Origin of the sequence: Limnohabitans sp., from assembly GCF_046052825.1 — a bacterium.
GTDB lineage: Bacteria > Pseudomonadota > Gammaproteobacteria > Burkholderiales > Burkholderiaceae_C > Limnohabitans.
Genome location: NZ_JAVLFP010000009.1, coordinates 13025 through 37758 on the forward strand (window position 1 = coordinate 13025; position 24734 = coordinate 37758).

The window sequence follows — 24734 nt, forward strand, 5'->3', positions numbered from 1 at the left end:
CTCAATTGCGCCAAGCCCCCATGGACAAATGGGGTTCGCTCACTGTGGTGCTGGACCGGTCGGGGCTCGCAGTTGCAGCAACGGCCACCAAAGCCTGTTGCTCCGCCTGCGTCCAAGGGGCGGGCTTCAAACTGGCTTTGTGGCGCTCTAAAAAATCGGTGTCGGTGGCACCGGCTTGGAACTCAGGATGGGCCAATACACGGCCCAAGAAATGGCTGTTGAGCGTGACACCCAACATCACCGTGTCGTGCAAGGCCTGTCGCATGCGCGAAATCGCCACCTCACGGCTGGCGCCGTGCACCACCAGCTTGGCCAACATCGAATCAAAGTCGGCGCTCACCGTGGCCCCTTGCATCACCCCGTTGTCAAATCGCACACCAGGCCCTTGTGGTTCTTGCAGCAGCAGCACCTTGCCGGTGTCAGGCACAAAACCGGCATCAGCGTCTTCCGCCAAGATGCGGCACTCGATGGCGCTGCCATGCGATTGCACCTGCGCTTGGCGCAGCGGCAAAGCTTCGCCTTGCGCCACACGCAATTGCCACTCGACCAAATCCAAGCCCGTGACCATCTCGGTGACGGGGTGCTCCACCTGCAAACGGGTGTTCATTTCTAAAAAGTAAAACTCACCCGTCTGCGACACGATGCACTCCACCGTGCCGGCATTCACATAGCCTGCGGCACGGGCCAAGGTCACAGCCGCTTGGCAAATGCGCTCGCGCAGTTCGGCACTCAGCGTGGGTGCGGGTGACTCTTCGATCAGTTTTTGGAAGCGCCGCTGGATGGAACATTCGCGCTCGCCCAGATGGATCACCTGGCCGTGGGTGTCGCCAAACACCTGCACTTCAATGTGGCGTGGTTTTTCCACAAAACGTTCGGCCAGTAACCGACCATCACCAAAGTAGCGCTGGCTTTCGGCGCGCGCTGTGGCAATGGCCTGGGCCAAACTGGATACATCGCGCACGATGTGCATGCCTTTGCCACCACCGCCCGCCGTGCCTTTGATGAGCAGTGGAAACCCAATCGCAGCGGCACGCTCGGCAAAGGTCTCGGGCGACGATTCTTCTTCGGCAGAGGGCGTCACTGGCACCCCTTGTTGGGTGGCAAAGTTGCGTGCGGTGATCTTGTCACCCATGCGCTCGATCACATCGGACGGCGGGCCGACAAAGGTCAGACCGGCTTGTGTGACCGCGCGCGCAAAGTCTGCGTTTTCAGACAAAAAACCGTAGCCCGGATGGATGGCGTCACATCCGCTGTCAATGGCCGCTTGGATCAAGGCCCGCGCGTTGAGCCACGCAGAAACGGGCGGATCGCCGATCAACTCGACCGTTTCACTGGCCACTTGCAGCGCTGGCCCATGGCGGTCGCGCGCATGCCAAGGCACCACGGTGGCAATGCCCATGCGCTGCGCGGTGCGAACAATGCGCAAGGCTATTTCAGCTCGGTTGGCAATGAATAATTTATGAATCGTCATGGGGTTCTCTTGGAACGTTGGCCTCGCGCTTGCGAAGCGGTCGAGGGAGAAGGTGCAGTGTGAAGCTCTGTCGCCACCAGTTGGGCCATTCGGTCCAAGCGCTCACGGGCTTCTAACAAGAGTTGCACCATGTCAGATGACTGGCCCTGGGTGGGGGTGCTTGTGCGTGGCGCGGTCAACAACGAGGCCAAGACAATCTGGGTGTAATGGTCGGCGGTGCTTTCAATGTCCACGGCGCCACGGCCAAACAAGGTACCCCACATGCGGTGCTCGATGCCACCGTACACCATGGAACGCAGCAATTCGATGTCTGTGTCAGCGCGTATCTCACCCTGTTGAATGGCTTCTTCGATGGTGCGGACCAAAAATGCGGTGTAACGCACATGCAAGTCATGCAACACGGATTTGAAGTATTCAGGACCCGTCCGAACTTCATGCAGCACCAAGCGCGATAAACCCGGCTCTTCGACATACACACGCAAATGACGCCAAATCAAAAACCGCAAGCGGCTGCGCACGCCTTGGATGCGCGAGAAACTGTCTTGAAGGTCACGGATCAACGGCACGTACATGCCGCAGAGCACGTCGTTGAGCAAATCACGCTTGGTCGGGTAGTAGGCATACACCAAACCTTCGACCACGCCCACCTTGGCTGCAATTTCACCCACCGACGCGCCGCCAAAACCTTTTTCTAAAAAGATGTCTCGCGCTGCATCCAATATTTCTTGGGCACGCCGCATGCGACGCGGCGTGTGCTTGCCTGCGGGATTGGCGATGCCCTCTAAATTCAGAGGACGCTGCTTGTTGCTGCTTTTGGTGTTGGCGGGTGTCAAGACACGGTCTCCAGCACAGCGATTGGCACATCGACTTCTAAATCCAACAGCATTTGGGCGAAAGCCTTGCCCTGTGGGTCATATCGCAAGGAGGCGACGCCGCCACCGCCCAGGGACTGCGTCATGACAAAGTTCAGCGCATCAAAACCTGGCAACCGGTAGCGTTGCACGCGCCCCAAGACCACATGTGCAAAGTAAGCATGCACACGTTCTGGCGTGAGCCAGTCGCACAAAAATTCGTAGGCTTGCGGCGATCTGGCGATGACACCGATGTTGGCGCTGTCCCCTTTGTCGCCACTGCGGCCGTGGGCCAAGCGCAACAAGGGCACAAGCACCACAGAGCCGCCCGACGTGCCCAGCACAACGGGTGCCAGGGTTGCCTCGACGGACGCTCCCGGGGCTTCGGCTTGGCCCACAGCTTGCGGCACAAAGCCCAGGTCTTGCCCATCCACACACACACGTTGCGTGAGCCGGGCAGAGTCGATCAAGCAAGAAAACAAACGCACCACTGGCGATGGTGAGGGCCGGCCTGCGGCAAACCCGGTGATGCCCTGCGCCATCGAGGTGGCCGATGGAGCGATCTCTTTGGCCAGCAATTCCAAGGCTTCACGCTGGGTGTGTTTGGCGGCAATTTTGAGCACCACTTCGCGGCTGGCTTGGCCACGGGCATGGGGCCCGTAGGTGCTTTCGGCACCCAACACTTCTAAGCTGGTTTGTGTGAAATCGGGCCAACCCCGCTGGCTCAGCAAGCGCTGCACGCGCTTCACAATGGATTCGCCAACACGCCAAGCTTTGGGCGCTGCTTGATGACCACCGATCATCAGCGTGCCCAACAAGCGCCAGCCTTCGCTGTAGGTCAAGCTGGCTTTGTAGTGGGCAGGTGCGACTTGACCCTGCGCACCACTCACATGCACCCGATCCGGGCCCTCTTGGCGCAACTTGACGTGGCTGAAATCAGCGCGAACATCGGGCAATGCATAGCAGGCCGGATCGGCGATTTCATAGACGATTTGCTCGGCCACGGTGGCTGGTGTCACCAAGCCACCGGTGCCCGCAGGTTTGGTGACCACGAAGTGCTGACCCCTTGCGTCGCACTCCACGATGGGAAAACCCATGTTGTCCCAGCCCGGCACTTGCTCCCAATCGGTGAACAAGCCGCCTGTGCACTGGGTGCCGCATTCGATGATGTGCCCAGCCAAACTGCCACAGGCCAGCTTGTCCCAGTCGGTCCAAGACCACCCAAACTCGTGCACCAGGGGCCCTAAGGTCACGGCACTGTCTACCACCCGACCGGTGATGACGATGTGCGCACCTGCCGCCAAGGCGGCTGCAATGGGCTGTGCACCGAGGTACGCATTGGCACTGAGCAGCTTGTCGGGCAATGCCTCACCCGTGAACATCTCACGCACACCCTCTGCCCGCAATGCCGCGATCTGATCGCTCAGGTCATCGCCGTCCACCACAGCGATGCGCAACGCCACACCCACGTCTTGCAAACGGCTGCGCAGCGCCTGGGCACATGCACCGGGATTGACCCCTCCCGCATTGGCCACCACACGAATCCCTTGGCGCGCAATCTCAGGTGCCAAGTCAGCCATGATGCGCACAAAGTCAGGCGCGTAGCCCGCATCGGGTGACTTGGCGCGCGCACGCGCCAGCAAAGACATGGTGATCTCAGCCAAAAAGTCAAACACCAAATAGTCAATGGCACCCGATGCCACCAGTTGGGCGGCACCAGCTTCGGAATCACCCCAAAAGCCAGAGGCACAGCCGATGCGCAGGGTTTGACGAGAAGATGGAAGGCTCATAAGGGCTCAGTCAACGGTTGGGCCAGTTCGGTGTGCGACGCTGGGCGAAAGCTTGCATGCCTTCTTTGGTATCTTCGCTTTGCGACAAGATGGGCAAGATGGTTTGCGCCAAATTGAGCGCATCGTTGAGAGATAAATCGTTCATCGCGGCAAAAGCACGTCGCCCCATGCGCAAGGCCACCGGCGAGTTAGCAACCAGCTTGGCCACCAGCGCATCCACCGCAGCGTCCAAGCCATCCGCGGGCACCACTTGGTTGACGATTTCTAAGCGACACGCCTCATGCGCGTCAAAGCGCTCGGCAAAAAAGCACATCTCTTGCAGCCTGCGACGTGAAATCACCCGCATCAGCAGAGGCAAGATCATCATCGGAAACACACCCACACGGGCTTCGGTGGTGCCAAATTTGGCCGTATCCACCGCCACTGCAAAGTCGCAGGCGCAGACGAGACCCACGCCACCGCCAAACGCACCGCCATTGACGCGCGCGATGATGGGCAAGTTGCAACGGTCCATGGCCCGAAACAGCTCGGCCACTGGATGGTCAAAACGACCTGGCTCTAACGCAAACGGTGACCCGTCGGACGTGGGTTTGAGTTGGCCGCCTGCACAAAAAGTTTGCTGCCCGGCACCGGTGAGCACAATGGCGCGAACCCCCTCCATGTGCTCGGCGGCTTGAAAAGCACGCTGCAAGTCGGCCATGACCACATCGGTCATGGTGTTGTGTTCAGGCGCACGGTCAATCGTGATGCGACAGACCACGCCTTGCTGCACCACCTGAACTTGAGAAGTCTCAGTTGTCACGTGTCGGTCCTTGAGGAGGTTTGGCAAATGCCTTAGGGGCTTGGTAGAGCGGAAAACCGTTGTAGGTGAAGTCTTGCCGCGCTGGCTGCAAAGCCCAGGTGTGACGGGCTGTGGGCACCCCCCCATCGACGCGGATGACTGCGCCATTGATGAAGCCTGCTGCAGGCGACAACAAATAGACCACGGCCGAAGCCAGCTCAGACTCTGTGCCAAAGCGCTGCAAGGGCACTTTGGTGTGCAGCTCGCGAAGCAACTGCTGGTAGCTTTCGTCGTAGGTGTCGATGCCGTTAGAAGCAATCCAGCCAGGAGCCACGGCATTCACGCGCACGCCCGCACTGCCCCACTCGCAAGCCGCGGTTTCGGTGAAGGTCAAGACGCCGCCGCGCGCAGCCCCCGAGTGCCCCATGCCCGGCAAGCCGCCCCAAATATCGGCCAGCATGTTGACGATGCTGCCCCCGTGTTGCTCCATGCACTGCACATAGCACTCGCGCGAGAACAAAAATGTGCCATGCAGGTTATTGCGCACCACCGCATCCCAGCCTTTGAGGCTGATGTCGCGCAAGTTGGCCGGGTACTGCCCGCCTGCGCAATTGAACAAGCCGTGGATTTGTCCATGCAAGGCCAAGATGTCGGTCACGGTCTGTGTCACAGCCGCTTCATCGCGGATGTCGCAGCTGTGCACACTGACACGGTCTTTGGCTTCGGGGTAGCTGGTGGCGATTTCTTGCGCCACCGCTTCGAGTTTGTCACGCTTGCGCCCCACCAGCGCCAAACCCGCGCCCAAACTGGCCAGTTCATGCGCTGTGCAACGCCCCAAGCCACTGCCACCTCCTGTGATGACATGGGTTTGCCCGGCAAACAAATCGGCGCGAAACACCGAGCGGTAGCGCTCAGGCTTGGCAGTGGTTGCAAAAGCGTTGGCAGATGACATGAACCGGTCCTTGTGCGTCGTTTGCGCGATCAGTAGGCGATGAAGTCGGTGACCGACTTCACGGTCGCATTTTTAGGATCGGTCTGGAACAACTTGATCGGCAACACGGCTTGTGCTTTCGGGTTGTCAAACGAGACAGGGCCGGTCAACCCTGCGGTGTCGAAGTTTTTGAGCTTGTTGAGTTCAGCCACCACACAAACGCGCGTGACGTTGGCACCACAGCGACGAATGCCTTCGGCGATCACCTTGGTGCCGACATACCCACTGACGGTGTAACGGTTGAAGTTGGCGAAGTCATCGGCACTCAGAAGACGTTTGGCCACGTCCATCAACTTCACGCCCGCTGGGTCGTAGTTGGAAGCGTAGTAGTCAGGGATCAGGTATTCAAAGCCCGATGGTGCAGCCAACTTGACGGCTGCAGGCAGTTGCCCAGCCCAAAGCGTGCCAATGATCGGCGTCATGCCCAAACGACGCAACTCACCCATCACCGCCGCAGACTCAGTGGTCAGCGTGCCCAGGTAGAGCGCGGTGATGCCTTTTTCTTTGAGGGTGAGGACTTCAGCCGAAAAGTCTTTGGCGCCACGCTTGAAGGGGATTTCAGCGACGCTGGCAACGTTGTGTTGCTTAACGGCTTTTTGATAGCCCGACAACAAGGCTTTGCCAAAGTCATCGTCTTGGTAGAGGATGCCGAACTTGCCATTCTTCTGACCCATTTTTTCGATCATGTGGTTGATCGGCACATAACCCGCATAGTCATAGTCGGGGCCAATCATGAATACCGTAGGGCGGCGGGGTGTCACCACCGCAGGGTTGGGTGCCATGTGCACAATGGTCGGAATCTTGGCTTCTTCGATGGTGGGCAACATGGCCACCATGTGGGAGCTGCCGGTGGTCCCGGTCAAGGCAAACACTTTGTCAGAATCGATGAGTTTTTTCACAGCCGACACCGAGCGCGAAGGCACATAGCCGTCGTCTTCGTAGATGGCGCGAAGTTTGCGGCCATTGATGCCGCCTTTTTCGTTGATCTCTGCAATGGCGAGTTTTGAACCAGCAGCACCCGCCTTGCCAATCAAGGAGGCGGGGCCCGACATGGGCTGCACCTCACCGAGCAAAATTTCGGTCGCTGTGACACCGATGTCTTGCGCGCTCGCGAGACCCGCACCCAAGGCCAATGCGATGGCCGAGGTTTTTCCAAGGCCTTTGGCCCATTGACGAATTGAATTACGCATCACTGTCTCCTTTTTTTGAAAATGCCAACACCAACATCATGCCGGCGTCATGCCACCCGCACACTCACACTCCACTCATTGCGACAAGGGCCAATGGACCCAAAAGCGTTTGATCTTGCGCCAGATGCCGGCCAACCCCTCTGGCTCTAAACGCAAGAACAACAAAATCACCACGCCATACATCAGGCCTTTGATTTCATAAATGCGGTCGGCCATCAAGGTGGTGAAGCGGTCACCTGCCAAGGAAAATCCGAAGTTCAACAACTCAGGCAACACCAAGATCAAAGCGGTGCCCAGCAAGGCCCCGTGGATGCGACCCATGCCGCCCACAATGACCATGGCCAAGGCTTCGATGCTGATGAGGATGCTGAAGGTGTCGACGTTGATGAATCGGGTTTGCAATGCCACCAATGAGCCTGCCACTCCGGTATAAAACGCACTGACCATGAAGGCCAGCAGCTTGTAATGCATGAGGCTGATGCCCATGGCACGCGCGGCAATGTCATGGTCGCGCACGGCCAACCAAGCGCGGCCAATGCGGGTTCGCATGATGTTGAGGGTCAACAGCACAAACACCAACAACATCACCAGCGCGACATAAAAGAAAGGCATATCGCTTTTGATGGCATATCCGAACAACTTCAACGGTTCCACCGCCATGCCCTCTGAGCCGTGGGTGAAGTCTTCGGCAAACAACACCAAGTGACGCACGATGAACGTGAACGCCAAGGTGGTGATGGCCAAGTACAAACCTTTGAGACGCAAAGATGGCACACCCACCACCAAGCTGGCCAGCGCTGCAACCGTGCCAGACAAGAACATGGCCAGCCAGGCTGGCAAGTGGTAATCGGTGGTCAGTATGGCTTGTGCATAGGCACCAATCAGCAAGAAGCCAGCATGCCCAAGTGAAATTTGACCCGCCACTCCGGTTAAGAGGTTGAGGCCCAAGATGCCAATGGCCATGACAAAAATGGTCGACAAGATATTCAAACCGTGAGAGCCCAGCAACAGGGGCATGCAGGCCACAGCGGCAATGCCTGTCAATGCCCAGCCCCATGTGGAGCGGTGGGGCGTGAGCGTGACCAGCTCAGCGTAATGGGTTTGGTAAGTTCGGGTTCGCATCAGACACGCTCAATTTCACGTTGCCCAAACAAGCCATACGGCTTGACCATGAGCACCAACACAATCAGCACAAAGCCAGCAATTTCTTTGAGTCCGCGGCCCAGGTACCCGCCCGCCATGTTCTCGGCAACACCAATCACCAAACCACCAAAGGCACCGCCCACCACAGAGTCGAGGCCCCCCAAAATGCTGGCTGGAAAACCGCGCAAGCCCATTTGAGAAATTTCAGGTTCTAGGCTGAACATCAAACAAAATGCCAGGCCGGCAAATGCTGCAAAGGTGGAAGACAACAGCCAAGAAATGGCGCTGATGTGCTTGACGTTGATGCCCATCAACAATGCTGTGGTTTCGTTGTTGGAGGTGGCGCGCATGGCGATGCCAATGCGCGAGTGGCGAAAAAATGCGGCCATCAACAAACACAAGACCGCCAAAGCCAGCACTGAGAAAATTTGACCGGGGTACAGCGCCAGTTCACCAAAACGGAGGATGCCGTCCCCCAGAGGGCGTGGATAGGCTTTGGGCTCCACGCCCCAAATCAAGATCACGGTTGAGCGAATCACCACAGCCAAGCCAATGGTGACCATCACCCGCGAGAACATGGGTTCCCCCAACATCGGTCGAATGAAAACTCGCTCGATGCACAAACCCAAGACCATGGCGACGGGAATGGTGGTGCACAACAAGCCGACGAACCCGAGATCGGGAATTTGTCCGAGGTTGTAGCTGATGTAGGCGATCATCATCATCACTTCGCCCACCGCAAAGTTCACCATGCCGGTGGCACGGTAGACGATGGCAAAGCCCATGGCGATGAGGCCGTAGAGCGAGCCGATCACCAAACCAGACATCAGCAAATTGAGGAAGTAATTCATGCGTTGCCCTTCTGCGCAGGACCGTAAATGCTGGCAATTTCGGTGGCGAACTTTTTCTCGATCACATTGCGACGCACCTTCATGGTGGCGGTCAACTCACCGTCGTCATGGTCGAGTTGCTTGCCCAGAATCACGAACTTGCGAATGTTTTCCACCCTTGAAAAACGCTCGTTCACGTCCTTGACGGCCACGTCCACCAACCCATGGACACCTTCTAGCTTGGCCAGTGATTCGTAGGTGGTATAGGCCATGCCGCGTTCTTGCGCCCATTTGCCGACCGTGTCCAAATCGATTTGGATCAGTGCCGCTAAAAAGTGCCGCCCGTCGCCGAGCAAGATGGCCTCGCTGATGTAGATGCTTTCTTTGAGCGCGTTTTCGATCAGCGAAGGGGTGATGTTTTTGCCACCGCTGGTGATGAGGATGGCTTTTTTGCGGTCCAAGATTTGCACTTCTTGGGTGGCTCCATCTATTTCCACCACATCGCCGGTGTGCAACCAGCCATCGGTGAAAGCTTCTTGCGAGGCCTTGGGGTCATACAAGTAACCGCTGAACGTGATCGGGCCACGCACCATCAATTCACCGTCATTGCCCACACGATGCTCGACCACCTCAGGCAGCAAGGGCCCGCACCACCCCAAACGCGATTTACCAAAGCACTGGGTGTGGGTCACACCGCTGGTTTCGGTCATGCCGTAAATTTGATAGATCGCCAAACCCATGGCGCGGAAAAATAAAATCACCGAAGGCGAAATAGACGCACCACCCGTCATCGAGACCCAGGTGCGGTCTAGCCCGACGCTGGCCAACAAATTACTGAACACCAACCACCGCAACAAACGCGCCACAAGTGCATCACGCCAATTGACCGGTCGATCGCCGTTGTCAATGGTGCGCTGTGCAATGGGGATGGCCACCTTCAAGGCGCGTTCAAACACCTGACGCACCCAGGGCCTAGCTTCTTGTGAGGCGATGACGATGTGCTGTTGGAGCTTCTCCCAAATGCGTGGCACACCAAAAAAATAACTGGGTCCGATTTCGCGCAAATTTTGCGTGACTGCATCGATGGATTCGGCAAAGTACACCACCGAGCCATAAGCCAGCTGCATGACAGGTGACATCAAACGTTCAGCCACATGGCACAAAGGCAGATAACACACCACCGACAAGGGTTGGCCGTTGTAGCCGTGGACCTGACCCAGCATGGCGGCATTGAGCAAGATACCCCGGTGTGAAATGCGCGCACCTTTGGGCATGCCGGTGGTGCCTGAGGTGTACACAATCAAGGCATCTTGCGTGGGTTGCAATTGGTCAACGCATGCATGCCACTGGGCCAACTGCGCCTCGTCTTGCACCAGGGAACGGCCTTGTGCCAACGCATCTTGCCAGGACATCAAGCACGCATCGCCATAGTGACGCATGCCTTTCCAATCCACCGTCAGGACCAGCTGCATGTCGGGCATACCCTCGCCTTGGCGCATGGCTTCGAGCACTTTGTCGGTCTGCTCTTGATCGCCACACACAGCCACTTTGGCGCGGCAGTGGCGCACGATGTACTGCAACTCAGGCCAAGGATTGGTGGGATAAATGCCCACGGTGACGCCACCGAGCGACTGAGCGGCCATGTCGGCATAAAACCACTCAGGCGTGCCATCGGAGGCGATCACCAAGGTGTCTCCTGAGGTAAAGCCGCGTGATTTCAAGAACAAGGCAAACGCTTGCACATGGTGGGCATAGTCTGACCAAGTCACGCCCTGCCAAATCCCTCGCACTTTTTCACGCAAGGCCATGTGATGTGGTTTTTGCTGTGCACGATAGCGCAGCAGCGCTGGCATGGTGGTTTGCCCTTCACGCAAACCAGGTGGCATCTGCGCATCGGCCAAGGCGCGGTCATGGCGGCTCATGCCACAAGCCCCTGCACATCTTGCGCGGCCAAGCCTAAGTATGCGGCCACCACCTCCGGGTTGGCAGACACCTCGGAAGGTGTGCCGTTGGCAATCTTGCGTCCAAAGTTCAACACACACACATGGTCAGAAATATCCATCACGATGCCCATGTCATGCTCGATCATCATCACGGTGACACCCCGTTCCTCACGGATGTCCAAGATAAAACGCGCAATGTCTTCGGTCTCTTCTTGGTTCATGCCGGAGACCATTTCATCCAACAACAACAAGCGTGGCCGCATGGCCAAGGCACGTCCCAACTCAACGCGTTTTTGCAGGCCATACGAGAGCGTGCCGACTGGCATGTCTCGGATGGTTTCAATTTCTAGAAATTCAACGATTTCTTCTGCCTCTTGGCGAGCTGCAATTTCTGCCTTGCGGGCACTGCCCCAAAACATGGCGGCACTCCAGATGTGGGTGTGCAAATGCGCGTGCATGCCGGTCAAGATGTTGTCAATCACCGTTTCGTGTTTGAAGACCGCCAGGTTCTGAAAGGTGCGTGCCATGCCGCGCTTGGACAGCTGATGGGCGGCTAAACCGGTGATGTCTTCGCCATTGAAAACAATCTGTCCGGAAGAAGGTGCGAGCAGACAAGACGCCAAGTTGAACAGCGTGGTCTTTCCTGCACCGTTAGGGCCAATGATGCTGTAGATCTGGCCGGGCATGACACTCAACTCAATGCCAGACAAGGCATCGAGTCCACCAAAGCGTTTGAACACGCCCGACATTTGCAGCAGTGGCTGATGGGGAGATGTCATGACAACCACCTTTTACGCCGCTTGTAATGTTTGATGTCGCGCATGCTGCGCCGCTCCTGCCCACCGGCTTGCACGCCCAGGTAAAACTCTTTCACGTCTTCGTTGGCCAAGAGCTTCTCAGGCGTTGCGTCCAACACCACACGACCGCGCTCCATGATGTAGCCGTAGTCAGCCACAGACAAAGCGAGTTGCGCGTTTTGCTCAACCAGCAAGACCGTGACGCCTTGCTCATCACGCAACTTGCGAACCGTGTCAAAAATCTCAGCAATGATTTGGGGGGCTAAGCCCAAAGAAGGCTCGTCAAGCAACAACAATTTCGGCTTGGCCATCAAGGCCCGTCCTATCGCCACCATCTGCTGCTGCCCGCCTGACAAATAACCTGAAACACGATGACGGTGTGTTTTAACGGCCGGGAACAAGGTGAACACTTGCTCCAGCGCATCAGCGGTTTCGCTGGCGGGTCGTGCATAGCCGCCCATGAGCAAGTTTTCTTCGACCGTTAAGGTGTCAAACAGGCGCCGACCTTCAGGCACTTGAACGATGCCACGGCGAACAATGTCGTGGGGTGCAAATTGCACCAGAGAAGCGCCTTCATGGGTGATGCTGCCGCCCATGATTTCACCGTCCTCGGGATAGAGTACACCGCAAATGGATTTCAACACGGTAGATTTGCCTGCCCCGTTGCTGCCGAGTAAGGCCACGATCTGCCCTGGACGCACTTGCAGCGAGACATCGCGCAGGGCTTCCACCGCACGGTCATAAAAGACCTGAAGGTTGGTGATGGTCAACATAGTGCATCCACAGTCATGCGGTTGATTTTGGAAGCTGATTTTTCGAATGTCAACAAAATATGACCCGGGCTCAAATTAATAACGGCCTGAGGACCTATTCGATCTTGCATAAACATCAATACAAGTCATTGTTTTAATTGGTTTTTTAAAGAGGGTTAAGTATTTTCCCTAGAGGCATAGACATCAATTGCAAGAGGTCCAAGTTTGCTCTACATTATTTTGAGTGACGCCCAATTTTTAATTTATCGAATTTCCCAGCCACTTTGAAGGAGACTTTCCATGACGCCAACCACAGCCGTTGATCTGCGATTTTCAGGACTCTCTCAAGACGAACAGGCCATGCTCGACCAAGCCGATCGGTTTGCACGTGAGCAAATGCATCCACTGGCCCAGCGCATGGACGATGAGGAATGGTGGCCTGAGCATGCGTTTGCCAGCATGGGCGACACAGGCTATTTCGGCATCCCCATCCCCGAAAGCCATGGTGGCGCAGGCATGGATTTGTTTGCCAGTGGCTTGGTGTTGCAAGCCTTCTCGCGCTGGAACCATGCCTTGGCGTTGAGTTGGGTGGCGCATGAAAACCTGTGCCTTTACAACATTTACCGCAATGCCAACGAAGAGCAGCGTGCGCGCTACTTGCCAGGCTTGATCAGTGGGCGCACGGTGGGCGCCTTGGGGCTGACAGAGCCGGGCGCAGGCTCAGACGCGCTGGGCTCGATGGCCACCACCGCCACGCGTGACGGGGATGATTACTTGCTCAACGGCACCAAGATTTACATCACCAATGGCCCCGTCGCAGACGTGTTGTTGGTGTACGCCAAAACCGAAAAATCCAAAGGTGCCAAGGGAATTTCTGCATTCATCGTTGAGAAAAACATGCCGGGCTTCAAGGTTGCCCAAAAACTCGAAAAAATGGGCTTCAGAGGCAGTCAAACAGGAGAGTTGCTGTTTGAGAACTGCCGGGTCCCAGCTGCCAACTTGGTTGGCCATGTTGACGAAGGAGTCAAGGTGGTGATGAGCGGTCTGGACTTGGAACGCGCCATGATTTCGCCCATTTGTTTGGGTATTGCGGAGCGCGCCTTGGAACTCTCGCTGGACTACGCACGTACTCGGGTTCAGTTTGGCAAACCGATTTCTGACTTTCAAATGATTCGCTCGAAGTTGGCCGACATGTATGTGTGGGTGGAGTCCATGCGTTTGTTCACCTACCAAGCCTTGCGTGCGGCCAACGATTTGGAAATTGGCGGTGGTGGCCGCGGCAGCATCCACAAAATCACTGCAGCGTCTGTGATGTACACCGCTGAGACGATGAACAAAGTGCTCAACGAGGCCGTGCAAATCCATGGAGGCACAGGCTATATCTGGGGTGCAGAAATTAACCGCCTGTATCGATCGATCAAGCTGCTGGAGATCGGGGCTGGCACGACCGAGGTTCGAAAAATCATCATCAGCGAAGAAATGCTGCGCGGTTAAAGCTCAGCGGCCACACCATGGAAGCGCTCTTGGTTTATGCCCATCCAGAGCCGCAATCGTTCAATGCGGCCATGCGCGATATCGCCATTGAAACCTTGCAGGCACAAGGCCACAAGGTGGAGGTCTCAGACCTCTATGCCATGAACTTTGATCCGGTTGCAGGTCGTGATGACTTCACGGAGAGCCTCAACCCTCAGGTATTGAATTTGTCGCTGGAGCAGCGCCACGCGGCAGCACATGGCACATTGAATGCTGTGATCGCACAGCAACTGGATGCCTTGCAGCGTGCCGATCTGCTGGTGCTTCAATTCCCCTTGTGGTGGTTTGGCATGCCTGCCATTCTCAAAGGTTGGATTGACCGGGTGTTCTTATCTGGTGTGGTTTACGGACGCAGCGCACAGTTTGAACGCGGTAAGTTACGAGGCAAACGCGCCTTGGTGTGCGTCACCACGGGTGCGCCCGAGGCATCGTTTCAAACCGACGGCATCAACGGGGACATGAACACTCTGCTGATGCCACTCTTGCGAGGTGTACTGGGCTTCACAGGCATGACGGTGCTGCCTCCTTTCATTGGCTTTGGTGTTCCCTACATCGGGCCAGAGCAGCGCACGCAGATGCTGCAAGCGTACGCCCACTACCTCCAACACCTCGACCAACTCACGCCCTTGCCCATGCCGAAATTGGCCGACCATCTGGACATCCCCACGGGCAACGACCGTCCCCGTGCACACTGAGGAGCTTTGATGCATTCAAGCCGCGAGCCGTTCATCAATGCCACAGCCACGGTCCGTGTGGATTGGCCCACACCCGAACACGCCTGCTTGCTCATCACACGCGCAGCCCAACACAATGCCTTGGGCTTGGACGAATTGGCAGGCCTGGCCGATGCCGCAAGTCACCTCAGCCAAGCTCGACCGCGCGTCTTGAGCATCATGGCGGATGGTCCGAATTTTGGTGTGGGCGGCGACATCACCGCGTTTGCCCAAGCCATCTCAGACAACCAGATCGAGCAATGGCTGCGCACTGCCATTGGGTATTACAACCGCGCCATTTCACAACTGCGTGCGTTGGATGCAGCCGTGGTGGTTGGTGTTCAAGGGGCTACGGCTGGCGGGACTTTAGGTTTAATCTGGTGTGCCGATCACGTGATCCTGGCAGACAACGTGGCCATCAACATGGCCTACGCCAAGCTAGGCGGTAGCCCGGATGGAGGTACTTCTTGGTTGCTGCCACAGTTGGTCAATCCCTTGCGTGCGTTCGAAATGTTCACGCTCAAGTCTTCTTTGGAGGCTCCGCAAGCGCTGGATTGGGGTTTGGCCAACCAAGTCGTGCCTGTTGCGCAACTTGAACCCAGCGTGGCCTCGGTGACGACCAAATGGCTGAGTCTGCCCAGCATGTCGCTGCGCAACATCAAACAACTGTTGCGTGCCGCCCCCACACAGGACATGCATGCTCATTTGACACAGGAGTTAGAAGGTTTTGTTCGCGCCAGTCAGCAACCGGAGTTTGTGCAACGGGTACAAAAATTCTTCGCCGGGTCTTGATCTCTTTTCTACAAATTCCAGCCAAACTTGGTCACCTTTCCCTCAATTCGAGCCCTCCCCGACCAGACAAAGGGTAAACCCGGGTTAATTTGGCACTCCCGCCTGAAGAGTGCTAATATTCAGCCATTGGTAACCGAAAGGGCTACACATGACAACTCTCACACACTCGGCACTGACCGTCGCGAACCCTTGGTCGCTGGTCCCCCCGCTTGGCAACTTGGATGCCTACATCTCGGCAGCCAACCGCTTGCCCATGCTCACGCTAGAACAAGAGCAAGAGTTCGCTCGCCAGCTGCGTGACAACAACGACTTGGAAGCCGCCGGGAAACTGGTGCTCTCGCACCTGCGTTTGGTGGTCTCCGTCTCACGTCAATACTTGGGTTATGGACTGCCCCACGCCGACTTGATTCAAGAAGGCAACGTGGGGCTGATGAAAGCCGTCAAACGCTTTGACCCTGACCAAGGCGTGCGTTTGGTGAGCTATGCCATGCACTGGATCAAAGCCGAGATTCATGAGTACATCCTCAAAAACTGGCGCATGGTCAAAGTGGCCACAACCAAGGCACAGCGCAAACTGTTTTTCAATTTGCGCTCGATGAAGCAAGGCTTCAAGGCCGATGCGTCGGCCATGGACAGCGACACCCACCGCAACACCTTGAACCCCCAAGAGGTGGAGGCTGTGGCGCACAAACTCAACGTCAAAGCCGAAGAAGTGGTGGAGATGGAAATGCGCATGGCCGGTGGCGATGTGTTGCTCGACCCTACCTCCAGCGATGACAACGAAGACGCGTTTGGCCCGATCACGTATTTGACCGACGCCAACCACGAACCCACCGCCATGATCGCCGCCCACCAACGCGATGTGCTGGCGTCTGACGGCATTGCCGCTGCACTGAACGTGCTGGACGAACGCAGCCGTCGTATTGTGGAGGAACGCTGGTTGAAGGTCGAAGACAACGGCTCAGGCGGGATGACCCTGCATGACTTGGCGGCTGAGTTTGGTGTGAGCGCCGAGCGCATTCGCCAAATTGAGGTGGCAGCGATGAAAAAGATGAAAGCGGCTTTGGCCCAATACGCTTAAAGCCAGGCGCTGCTTCGCCCAAAGGCCGCTTCATGGTGTGCGCTCACCAAGCGGCCTTTTTCATTTCAGCAAGGTCCGAATGTCTTGCACCAAAGCCTGTGGCCCGCTGCCGTAGCGGCTGAACAGGCGCAGGTTTCCTTGGGGGTCGTACACGTAGCTGCCAGCCGAGTGGTCCAAGGTGTAGCTGGTGGCTGTTTTGCCATCGACCTTTTTGTAATACACCTTGTAATCCTTGGCCACGACCGCCAACTGCTCTGGCGTGGGAATGAAGGCCACAAAGGTCGGATCGAAGTTGGCCATGTAGGCCTTGAGCATTTCTGCCGTGTCGCGCGCGGGGTCTACCGTGACGAACACGCCTTGCAGTTTGTCACCCTCGGGGCCTAACAAGCGCTTGACTTCGGCCAACTCACCCAGGGTGGTCGGACACACATCCGGGCACTGGGTGTAGCCAAAGAACACCACCACCACCTTGCCTTTGAAATCCGACAAGCTGCGGGTTTGACCCTGGTGGTCGCTCAGTGTGAAGCCGCGCGCATAGTCAGCGCCTGTGATGTCAATCGCTTTGAAGCTGGGCTTGTCAGGGCTGCAAGCCACCAAGGTGGCCATGGTGAGTGCCCCCCAGCAGGACAAAAGTGCGCGTCGCGTGAACATAAGCATCACAGGTAATGGTCGATCAAGAGCACCGCAAACAACAGGCTCAAATGAATGAGTGAAAAGCGAAAGGTTTTGCGGGCCAACGCATCGGAGTAATTGCGCCACAGGGCCCAGCCGTAAGCGCAAAAGCCAATACTCAGGATCACCGCGCCACCCAAGTACACCCAGCCGCTCATGCGGTAGATGAATGGCATCAAACACGCGGCAAACAAGACCCAGGTGTAGAGGACGATTTGCAAACGCGTGAATTCATTGCCATGCGTGACCGGCAGCATGGGCAGGCCGGACTTGCGGTAGTCCTCGACACGGTAAAGGGCCAGGGCCCAAAAATGCGGCGGAGTCCACAAGAAGATGATCAAGAAAAGAATCAGCGCTTCAGGCCCTACCTCACCGGTCATGGCCGCCCAACCCAGCACGGGCGGCATGGCACCCGAGGCGCCGCCGATGACGATGTTTTGCGGCGTCAAGGGCTTCAAGATCACGGTGTAGACCACGGCATAACCCACGAAGGTGGCGAAGGTGAGCCACATGGTGAGGGGGTTGACCCAGACGTACAAAATCCACGACCCGACCGCGCACATGGCGGTAGAAAACATCAAGGTGTCGCGGTCGCTCAACTCGCCTTTGGCGGTAGGCCGCCAGGCGGTGCGCTTCATGCGCGAGTCGATGCCTTTTTCTACCAAACAGTTGAACGCTGCAGCGGCCCCAGACACAAACCAAATGCCCAAACAGGCCAAGGCAGCCAGCTTGACTTCTGCCCACGTCGGCAGGCCAGGCACAGCCAACACCATGCCGATCAAAGCGCAAAAGACGATGAGCTGGATCACGCGGGGTTTGGTCAGCGCATTGAACTGACGCCAGCGGGAAAGGGAAGGACGAACATCGCTCATGGCATAAAACTCACAACATCAATTCAAAGCGTCACGCGTGGCACGCGTACCCGCCAATACACCCACCAGCAGCACCATCAGGGCCGCAGCGCCACCGGTATGCAGCACAGCTGTGAACAAAGGCCAGTCCAACACCACGTTGGACAAGCCCGTCAACAATTGCAGGCCCAGCAACACCCACAAGCCAACCCCTGGGGCACGCAGCGCAGCCACACGACGCAAGCGCCAAGCCAACACACCCAAAAAGGTCAACACCACATAGGCCGCAAGCCGATGGGCATAGTGAATGGCCGTGAGGGATTCAAAGCGCAAGACCTCGCCTTGCGCATCCAATCCCAAGGGGCGCCACAGGGTGAATCCCTGTGCAAAGTCCATCAAGGGCCACCAGCTGTTTTGACATTGGGGAAAGGTGTTGCAAGCCAACACCGCGTAATTGGTACTGACCCATCCCCCCATGACGACCTGAACCATCAGCAAAACCAAGCCGAGAAACAAGCCAACACGCAAAGAGGCGCCCAGCGCGACACGGGTGAGCCCACCGGCTGACAGCCGTTGTCGCTGCACTTGCAGGGTCAGCAACGCCAACAAGATCAAAGCGCCCAACAGGTGCAAGGTCACCACCAGGGGAAACAACTTCATGGTGACCGTGAGCGCTCCGAACGCGCCTTGCAAGCACACCCACACCAAGGTCAGCGTTGGCAACACCACCTGGGCGCGATCATCGCCACGCAGCCGTCGCACCCAGGCAAATGCCGCCAAGGTGAGGATCAGCCCCCCCACGGCCATGGCCATGTAACGGTGAACCATTTCAATCCAAGCCTTGGTGTGCGTCACAGGCCCTGTGGGCATTTGCTGTTGGGCCAGTTCAATCGCTGTCTGCGCGCCCATTGGGCTTGCGTGTCCGTAGCAACCCGGCCAGTCCGGGCAACCCAGGCCTGAATCGGTCAAGCGGGTGAAGGCACCAAACAGCACCAAGTCAAAGGTCACAAACAAAGTGATCGCCGTGAGCATCTGCACGCGGTGTGCCGTCGACGCACGAGGGTTGCGCAGCCACACCCAACACAGGGGCAACATGGCCACCAACGCACCCATCACCAGCAGATGAAGCACGGGCCCGAAGTTGTACAAATTGTCGAGTTGCATGTCAGCGTCCAGCTTCGTCCCAGGAAGCGGCGGCACGCAGCAAACGTTCGATGTCGCGCTTGGCTTTGAGAGCACCGTCTGTCGAAAGCTTGGGCGGAAAACGCATCATCCATTGGCCATGGGGATCCACCACATACAGATGATCGGACAGTGCTTGCCCGCTCGCAGGCGCCAACCATTGATGCAATGCTGCAGCGTCCACACGCAGCACCGTGGCTTCTTTGAGGCCGGGCAACAACTCGGCGGGCACCGGCTCTGCGTCATCGATCAACCACACCCACTCTGTGCGAGGCCGGTCTTTGCCCAGACCAGTGAGGATTTGCCGCTGCAAATACAAACGAGTTTGGCAGTCTGTCGGGCAGGCGCCGCCTGACACGCTGACCAACAACCACTGACCTTTGAGATCAGGCAAGGCCACAGACTCACCTGTCAAGGTGTGCGCGGTGATGGCAGGGAGCGCGCGCGTAGGTTCAATCAACTCGCCAAAATTACGGCGACCTTCCGGACGCACCACGTAATAGGTGAAATACGAGGCCACGACGGGTGCTGCACACACCAACAAAACAATCACCATGCGCAAGCGCCCCATGGCCGTGCGCTTGGCATCTGCTTGGGCCACATCTTGGGGGGATGGCAAGTCGTACACCGTCAAGCCCAAAGGATGGTCAGATTCAGGACGTTGTGTGTCGGACATAGCAGTAAGGTTTGATCCATTGAAACCAAAGGTAGAGCCCCAACTGCAGAGCAGCCAGCGCAAACCATTGGAAGGCATAAGCCAGATGTTTTTCGACACCTGCAGAAATTTCAGGCCAATCACGCAACACGCCGTCAGAGGCCGGGTCTGTTTGAAGCACCACCGCCATGACCTCGCCATGGAGGGTCTTGGCGTATTGCGCAAGGTCTAGATTTTGCCGAATTGCGCTTGCCCCTGATTCGGGCGCTGGTGTTGCGCCATCAGCCCCCAAATGCAACAGGTCCGAAGGCGGCAAAGCGATGCGTCCTTGCAGATGAACCACGCCTTTCGGTGTCTCGATGGGCGGCAGCAAGGTGCGATCTTGTTGATGACGCGGTACCCACCCACGTTGCACCAACACCCAATGGTCACCATCCAAGGCCAGCGGTGTCAGGACCCAGAACCCTGCCCGACCGTTCATGGGTCGATTGTCCAAGTACACGGTGTGCTCAGGCAACCAGAATCCAAGCAAGCTGATACGCCGATGCAGTTGCTGGAACTGATCGGGTTGTTCTAGCAATTGCGCGGTGTCCAGCACAGGCTTGTCCATTTGGACTTGGATGGCGTCATGGCGTTGTTGTTTTTCCTCGGCACGCGAGACTTGCCAAAATCCCAGACGCACCGTCAACGCCACACCGACGCACATGGCGAGCGTCACCCACACCACATGGCGGTCCCGCGGCATGGCGATAATCGAGCGTATGAAATTCATTGTTGCTATTGCCTTTGTGGCCATTTTGGGGAGCCTGATCTCGGCTCTGGTCTTCATGATGCGTGATGGCCGCAATGGCCAACCCAAATCGAGCAAGATGGTCAAAGCTTTGGCGATGCGGGTCGGTTTCTCGATCCTGTTGTTTCTCTGTATTTTGGTTGGATGGAAACTCGGCTACATCCAACCCACAGGCATTGCCCCCGGCCAATAAACACGCCAAAACAACAAAGGCCGCACAGGCGGCCTTTGCTTTGACAGGCAGGTGCGTTACATCCAGTACACCAAGATGTACAAGCCCAACCACACCACGTCCACAAAGTGCCAGTACCATGCGGCACCTTCAAAACCAAAATGCTTGTCAGCCGTGAAGTGGCCTTTTTGCAAACGCAAAGTGATGACCAACAACATCAACATGCCCAAGAACACGTGAAAGCCATGGAAGCCTGTCAACATGAAGAAGGTTGAACCGTAGACACCAGAGCTGAGCTTGAGGTTCATCTCATGGTACGCGTGGTAGTACTCGTAACCCTGCACAAACAAGAACACCACACCCAGCAACACAGTCAGCCACATGAACTTGATGGTGGTTGAACGGTCGTTCTCACGCAATGCGTGGTGCGCAACGGTCAAGGTCACGCCAGAGCTCAACAGCAACGCAGTGTTGATGGTGGGCAGCCAAAACGGCGTCATGGTTTGGAACGGCTCGATGATGCCCGCAGGGGATGCTGTCGCACCTGCGGCCATGGTCGGCCAAACGGCTTTGAAGTCGGGCCACAACAGGGCGTTGTCCAAGCTGCCCAGCATGGGCACCGAGTGTGAGCGGGCCCACCACAAGGCAGAGAAGAAGGCACCAAAGAACATCACTTCCGAGAAGATAAACCAGCTCATGCTCCAGCGGTAAGACAAATCAATTTTGTGGCCGTACTGGCCGCCTTCACTCTCGGCGATGGCTTCACCAAACCACTGGTACAAGACACCCAACCAAAAGACCAGGCCAAAGAACAAGGAGTACTTGCCCCAGTCTGCGCCATTGACCCATTGGCCTGCGCCAAGGATGACAAAAAACAAACCCAACGCCGCCATCGCGGGATGACGTGACGCATGGGGCACGTAGTAATAGGGCGTTGCGCCATGTGCGGTGCTACTCATTTCCACTCCTTCTTTATTTCGCGACGACCAAGTTGACCAAGACGATCAACCCGGCCACAAATAACAAACCTGCGACCAACCCGACGCCCAAAATGTGCAAGGGGGAGATCTTTTCGATGTCTTGTTGGAATTCGCTGCTTTTGCGAATTCCCAAAAACGACCAGGCCACAGCAATCACCGAGCGCATCAACGACGACTTGCGGCTCATGCACCCGCCCCTTTGTGTGTCACATCCGCCGCAGCAGTTGGCGCTGCTGGCGTCTTAGAGCCCACTTCAAAGAAGGTGTACGACAGCGTGATGGTGGTCACGTTCTTGGACAGCTTGGGATCAATCACGAACACCACAGGCCACTGTTTTTTCTCACCAGGGGCCAAGGTGTACTGATTGAAACAAAAACATTCCAGCTTGTTGAAATGCGCTGCGGCTTGACGCGGCGCATAGCTGGGAATGGCTTGGGCTGACATGACGCGATCTTGCACGTTTTGAAACTCGTACATGATGGTCGTCATCTCGCCCGGGTGAACTTGCACCGAACTCTGAGCAGGCTTGAACAACCAGGGCCCACGGGCATTGGCATCAAACTCGACCGTGATGGTGCGCGAGGTGTCAACCTGGGTGTTGGTGAGCTTCGCGCGTGCACTGCCCGTGCCTGGTATTTCACGCTCACCCAAGGCCAAGATGTTGATACCTGTGAATTCACAAATGGCTTTGTACATGGGCACCAGCGCATAGCCAAACGCAAACATGCCAGCTGCCACGATGAGCAGCTTTCTCAGCATGAGGAGGTTGTTGCGCATGTTCACCATGAGGATCAGCGGTTGAGCAGAATGACTTTGATGAAGAAACCCACAAAGAAAACCACCGCCACTGAGGCCAAGATCAGGCCCAGACGGAGGTTTTGCTTGCGTTGTTCAGGCGTCATCAGCTTCAACCAATCACACGGGTTGCGGTGGCGTCCAGCTTAGGAGGTGTCTCAAAGGTGTGGAACGGGGCAGGCGAAGGCACTTCCCACTCCAAACCTTCTGCAGCTTCCCAAGGCTTGGCACTGGCTTTTTCGCCATGACCGCGCATGGCGGGCAACACGACAAAGAAGAAGAAGTAGACCTGAGCGAAACCGAAGAAGAACGCACCCACCGAAGCCAAAGCATTGAAGTCGGCGAACTGCATGGGGTAGTCGGCATAGCGACGTGGCATACCGGCCAATCCCAAAAAGTGCATCGGGAAGAAAGTGACGTTGAAAGAAATCAGGGTCCACCAGAAATGGATCTTGCCGCGTGTCTCGTTGTACATCACACCGGTCCACTTGGGGCACCAGTAGTAGAAGCCCGCAAACATGGCAAACAGCGAACCCGCCACCAACACGTAGTGGAAGTGGGCCACCACGTAGTAGGTGTCTTGCACTTGGGTGTCAATCGGAGCCATCGACAAAATCAAGCCCGTGAAGCCACCCATGGTGAACACGAAGATGAAACCGACTGCAAACAACATGGGGGTCTCGAAGGTCATCGATCCCTTCCACATGGTGGCAATCCAGTTGAACACCTTCACGCCGGTGGGCACAGAGATCAACATCGTGGCGTACATGAAAAACAACTGACCTGTCACAGGCATGCCTGTGGCATACATGTGGTGTGCCCAAACGATGAACGACAAGATGGCGATCGAAGAAGTGGCATACACCATCGAGGCGTAACCGAACAACCTCTTGCGAGCAAAAGCTGGCACGATGTGGCTGATGATGCCGAAAGCCGGCAAGATCATGATGTACACCTCAGGGTGTCCAAAGAACCAGAAGATGTGCTGGTACATGATGGGGTCACCACCACCGGCAGGGTTGAAGAAAGTCGTGCCAAAGTGGCGGTCGGTCAACGTCATGGTGATCGCGCCAGCCAACACGGGCATCACAGCAATCAGCAAGTAGGCGGTGATCAACCATGTCCACACGAACATCGGCATCTTCATCAAGGTCATGCCGGGGGCGCGCATGTTCAAGATGGTGACGATGATGTTGATGGAGCCCATGATCGACGAAGCACCCAAGATGTGCATAGCAAAAATACCAGCGTCCATCGAAGGACCCATTTGCAGGGTCAAGGGTGCATACAAGGTCCAGCCCGCAGCAGGTGCGCCACCGGGCATGAAGAACGAACCAGCCAGCATGGTGGCGGCAGGAATCATCAGCCAAAAGCTGAAGTTATTCATGCGGGCAAAGGCCATGTCCGAAGCACCAATTTGCAACGGAATCATCCAGTTCGCAAAGCCCACAAAGGCCGGCATGATGGCGCCAAACACCATGATCAGGCCGTGCATGGTGGTGAGTTGGTTGAACAACTCAGGGTTGACCAATTGCAAGCCGGGCTGAAACAGCTCGGCGCGAATCAGCAAGGCCAAAACACCACCGATGATCAACATGGTGAATGCAAACAACAGGTACAAAGTACCAATGTCTTTGTGGTTGGTGGCGTACACCCAGCGGCGCCAGCCGTGTGGGGCACCGTGGTGGTCGTCGTGGCCGTGGTCGCCTGCGGCGTGGCCGTGGGGATCGAGTACTGCGCTCATGATGTGTTCCTTCTAAACGCGGGCCGAATTAACGTGCGGCCTTGACATCGGCGGGCTGAACCAGCTGGCCGGTCTTGTTGGACCAATTGTTTTTGGTGTAGCTAATCACCGCAGCAATGTCGGTGTCGCTCAGTTGTTTCCATGCAGGCATGGCGTTGTTTTGGCCATTGAGCAAGACGTGGATTTGTTTGCCAGCGTCAGAGTTCAACACGACAGCAGATCCGTCCAAGGCCTT

Annotated in this window: 27 protein-coding genes; 5 read left to right on the top strand and 22 right to left on the bottom strand. The window is 56.8% G+C overall.

Features of this window, described 5'->3' with window-relative positions:
- Nucleotide 1: 1 nt before the first annotated feature.
- The 11 genes from ACKWJN_RS01670 to ACKWJN_RS01720 form a co-directional block, all read right to left on the bottom strand.
- Nucleotides 2–1471 carry an acetyl/propionyl/methylcrotonyl-CoA carboxylase subunit alpha gene (locus ACKWJN_RS01670; protein WP_408593915.1) on the bottom strand — a complete coding sequence of 490 codons (1470 nt, stop codon included), beginning with the start codon at nt 1469–1471 and terminating at the stop codon, nt 2–4.
- Nucleotides 1468–2304 (bottom strand): TetR/AcrR family transcriptional regulator, encoded by an 837-nt coding sequence (locus ACKWJN_RS01675; protein WP_408593917.1) that lies wholly within the window; start codon nt 2302–2304, stop codon nt 1468–1470. The genes ACKWJN_RS01670 and ACKWJN_RS01675 overlap by 4 nt, the downstream gene beginning before the upstream one ends.
- On the bottom strand, nt 2301–4112 hold the full coding sequence (locus tag ACKWJN_RS01680; protein ID WP_408593919.1) for an acyclic terpene utilization AtuA family protein: 1812 nt from the start codon (nt 4110–4112) through the stop codon (nt 2301–2303). The genes ACKWJN_RS01675 and ACKWJN_RS01680 overlap by 4 nt, the downstream gene beginning before the upstream one ends.
- A 10-nt stretch (nt 4113–4122) precedes the next feature.
- Nucleotides 4123–4914, bottom strand: coding sequence for an enoyl-CoA hydratase-related protein (locus ACKWJN_RS01685; RefSeq protein ID WP_408593921.1), 792 nt, complete (start codon nt 4912–4914; stop codon nt 4123–4125).
- The gene (locus ACKWJN_RS01690; RefSeq protein WP_408593923.1) at nt 4904–5845 is read right to left on the bottom strand and encodes an SDR family oxidoreductase; all 942 of its coding nucleotides are present in this window, start codon (nt 5843–5845) and stop codon (nt 4904–4906) included. Before ACKWJN_RS01690 ends, ACKWJN_RS01685 begins: the two co-directional genes overlap by 11 nt.
- Nucleotides 5846–5874: 29 nt before the next feature.
- On the bottom strand, nt 5875–7074 hold the full coding sequence (locus tag ACKWJN_RS01695) for an ABC transporter substrate-binding protein (RefSeq protein ID WP_408593925.1): 1200 nt from the start codon (nt 7072–7074) through the stop codon (nt 5875–5877).
- Nucleotides 7075–7149: 75 nt separating this feature from the next.
- Nucleotides 7150–8196: a branched-chain amino acid ABC transporter permease gene (locus ACKWJN_RS01700; protein WP_408593927.1), complete on the bottom strand. Its 1047-nt coding sequence runs from the start codon at nt 8194–8196 to the stop codon at nt 7150–7152.
- Nucleotides 8196–9068, bottom strand: coding sequence for a branched-chain amino acid ABC transporter permease (locus ACKWJN_RS01705; RefSeq protein ID WP_408593929.1), 873 nt, complete (start codon nt 9066–9068; stop codon nt 8196–8198). The genes ACKWJN_RS01700 and ACKWJN_RS01705 overlap by 1 nt, the downstream gene beginning before the upstream one ends.
- Nucleotides 9065–10969: an AMP-dependent synthetase/ligase gene (locus tag ACKWJN_RS01710; protein ID WP_408593931.1), complete on the bottom strand. Its 1905-nt coding sequence runs from the start codon at nt 10967–10969 to the stop codon at nt 9065–9067. The genes ACKWJN_RS01705 and ACKWJN_RS01710 overlap by 4 nt, the downstream gene beginning before the upstream one ends.
- Complete coding sequence (locus tag ACKWJN_RS01715) at nt 10966–11769, bottom strand: ABC transporter ATP-binding protein (RefSeq protein ID WP_408593933.1); 804 nt, start codon at nt 11767–11769, stop codon at nt 10966–10968. The genes ACKWJN_RS01710 and ACKWJN_RS01715 overlap by 4 nt, the downstream gene beginning before the upstream one ends.
- Nucleotides 11766–12560, bottom strand: a complete 795-nt coding sequence (locus ACKWJN_RS01720; protein ID WP_408593935.1) for an ABC transporter ATP-binding protein — start codon at nt 12558–12560, stop codon at nt 11766–11768. The genes ACKWJN_RS01715 and ACKWJN_RS01720 overlap by 4 nt, the downstream gene beginning before the upstream one ends.
- Nucleotides 12561–12839: 279 nt before the next feature.
- Here ACKWJN_RS01720 and ACKWJN_RS01725 point away from each other — a divergent pair, with 279 nt between their 5' ends.
- The 4 genes from ACKWJN_RS01725 (at nt 12840) to rpoH (ending at nt 16658) form a co-directional block, all read left to right on the top strand.
- Nucleotides 12840–14033 carry an acyl-CoA dehydrogenase family protein gene (locus ACKWJN_RS01725; RefSeq protein ID WP_408593937.1) on the top strand — a complete coding sequence of 398 codons (1194 nt, stop codon included), beginning with the start codon at nt 12840–12842 and terminating at the stop codon, nt 14031–14033.
- A 17-nt stretch (nt 14034–14050) separates the two neighbouring features.
- Nucleotides 14051–14767 (top strand): NAD(P)H-dependent oxidoreductase, encoded by a 717-nt coding sequence (locus ACKWJN_RS01730; protein WP_408593939.1) that lies wholly within the window; start codon nt 14051–14053, stop codon nt 14765–14767.
- 9 nt (nt 14768–14776) lie between these two features.
- The gene (locus tag ACKWJN_RS01735; RefSeq protein WP_408593941.1) at nt 14777–15577 is read left to right on the top strand and encodes an enoyl-CoA hydratase/isomerase family protein; all 801 of its coding nucleotides are present in this window, start codon (nt 14777–14779) and stop codon (nt 15575–15577) included.
- A 148-nt stretch (nt 15578–15725) separates the two neighbouring features.
- Entirely contained in the window at nt 15726–16658 is a 933-nt protein-coding gene (gene rpoH, locus ACKWJN_RS01740; RefSeq protein ID WP_408593943.1) for an RNA polymerase sigma factor RpoH, read from the top strand.
- 60 nt (nt 16659–16718) lie between these two features.
- On the opposite strand, the gene ACKWJN_RS01745 is transcribed toward rpoH, so the two are convergent.
- From ACKWJN_RS01745 to ACKWJN_RS01765, 5 genes are read right to left on the bottom strand one after another with little or no spacing between them, the layout of a single operon-like run.
- Nucleotides 16719–17309 (bottom strand): SCO family protein, encoded by a 591-nt coding sequence (locus tag ACKWJN_RS01745; protein ID WP_408593945.1) that lies wholly within the window; start codon nt 17307–17309, stop codon nt 16719–16721.
- A 5-nt stretch (nt 17310–17314) separates the two neighbouring features.
- On the bottom strand, nt 17315–18202 hold the full coding sequence (gene cyoE / locus ACKWJN_RS01750) for a heme o synthase (protein ID WP_408593947.1): 888 nt from the start codon (nt 18200–18202) through the stop codon (nt 17315–17317).
- An 18-nt stretch (nt 18203–18220) separates the two neighbouring features.
- Nucleotides 18221–19345 carry a COX15/CtaA family protein gene (locus ACKWJN_RS01755; protein ID WP_408593948.1) on the bottom strand — a complete coding sequence of 375 codons (1125 nt, stop codon included), beginning with the start codon at nt 19343–19345 and terminating at the stop codon, nt 18221–18223.
- A 1-nt stretch (nt 19346) separates the two neighbouring features.
- On the bottom strand, nt 19347–20039 hold the full coding sequence (locus ACKWJN_RS01760; protein ID WP_408593950.1) for a hypothetical protein: 693 nt from the start codon (nt 20037–20039) through the stop codon (nt 19347–19349).
- The gene (locus ACKWJN_RS01765) at nt 20017–20763 is read right to left on the bottom strand and encodes an SURF1 family protein (protein ID WP_408593952.1); all 747 of its coding nucleotides are present in this window, start codon (nt 20761–20763) and stop codon (nt 20017–20019) included. Before ACKWJN_RS01765 ends, ACKWJN_RS01760 begins: the two co-directional genes overlap by 23 nt.
- A gap of 16 nt (nt 20764–20779) precedes the next feature.
- Between ACKWJN_RS01765 and ACKWJN_RS01770 the strand changes: the two genes are divergently transcribed.
- Nucleotides 20780–21001, top strand: a complete 222-nt coding sequence (locus ACKWJN_RS01770; RefSeq protein ID WP_408593954.1) for a twin transmembrane helix small protein — start codon at nt 20780–20782, stop codon at nt 20999–21001.
- 56 nt (nt 21002–21057) lie between these two features.
- On the opposite strand, the gene ACKWJN_RS01775 is transcribed toward ACKWJN_RS01770, so the two are convergent.
- The 6 genes from ACKWJN_RS01775 to ACKWJN_RS01800 form a co-directional block, all read right to left on the bottom strand.
- Nucleotides 21058–21939: a cytochrome c oxidase subunit 3 gene (locus ACKWJN_RS01775; protein WP_408593955.1), complete on the bottom strand. Its 882-nt coding sequence runs from the start codon at nt 21937–21939 to the stop codon at nt 21058–21060.
- A 13-nt stretch (nt 21940–21952) separates the two neighbouring features.
- Nucleotides 21953–22147: a DUF2970 domain-containing protein gene (locus ACKWJN_RS01780; RefSeq protein WP_408593957.1), complete on the bottom strand. Its 195-nt coding sequence runs from the start codon at nt 22145–22147 to the stop codon at nt 21953–21955.
- A complete protein-coding gene (locus ACKWJN_RS01785; protein WP_408593959.1) occupies nt 22144–22746 on the bottom strand; it encodes a cytochrome c oxidase assembly protein in 603 nt (200 codons plus the stop codon). The genes ACKWJN_RS01780 and ACKWJN_RS01785 overlap by 4 nt, the downstream gene beginning before the upstream one ends.
- Before the next feature lie 5 nt (nt 22747–22751).
- Nucleotides 22752–22862: a cytochrome oxidase small assembly protein gene (locus ACKWJN_RS01790; protein ID WP_408593961.1), complete on the bottom strand. Its 111-nt coding sequence runs from the start codon at nt 22860–22862 to the stop codon at nt 22752–22754.
- Between the two features lie 5 nt (nt 22863–22867).
- The gene (gene ctaD / locus ACKWJN_RS01795) at nt 22868–24499 is read right to left on the bottom strand and encodes a cytochrome c oxidase subunit I (protein ID WP_408593963.1); all 1632 of its coding nucleotides are present in this window, start codon (nt 24497–24499) and stop codon (nt 22868–22870) included.
- A gap of 28 nt (nt 24500–24527) precedes the next feature.
- A partial coding sequence (locus ACKWJN_RS01800) for a c-type cytochrome (protein WP_408593965.1) occupies nt 24528–24734 on the bottom strand: 207 nt, incomplete at its 5' end.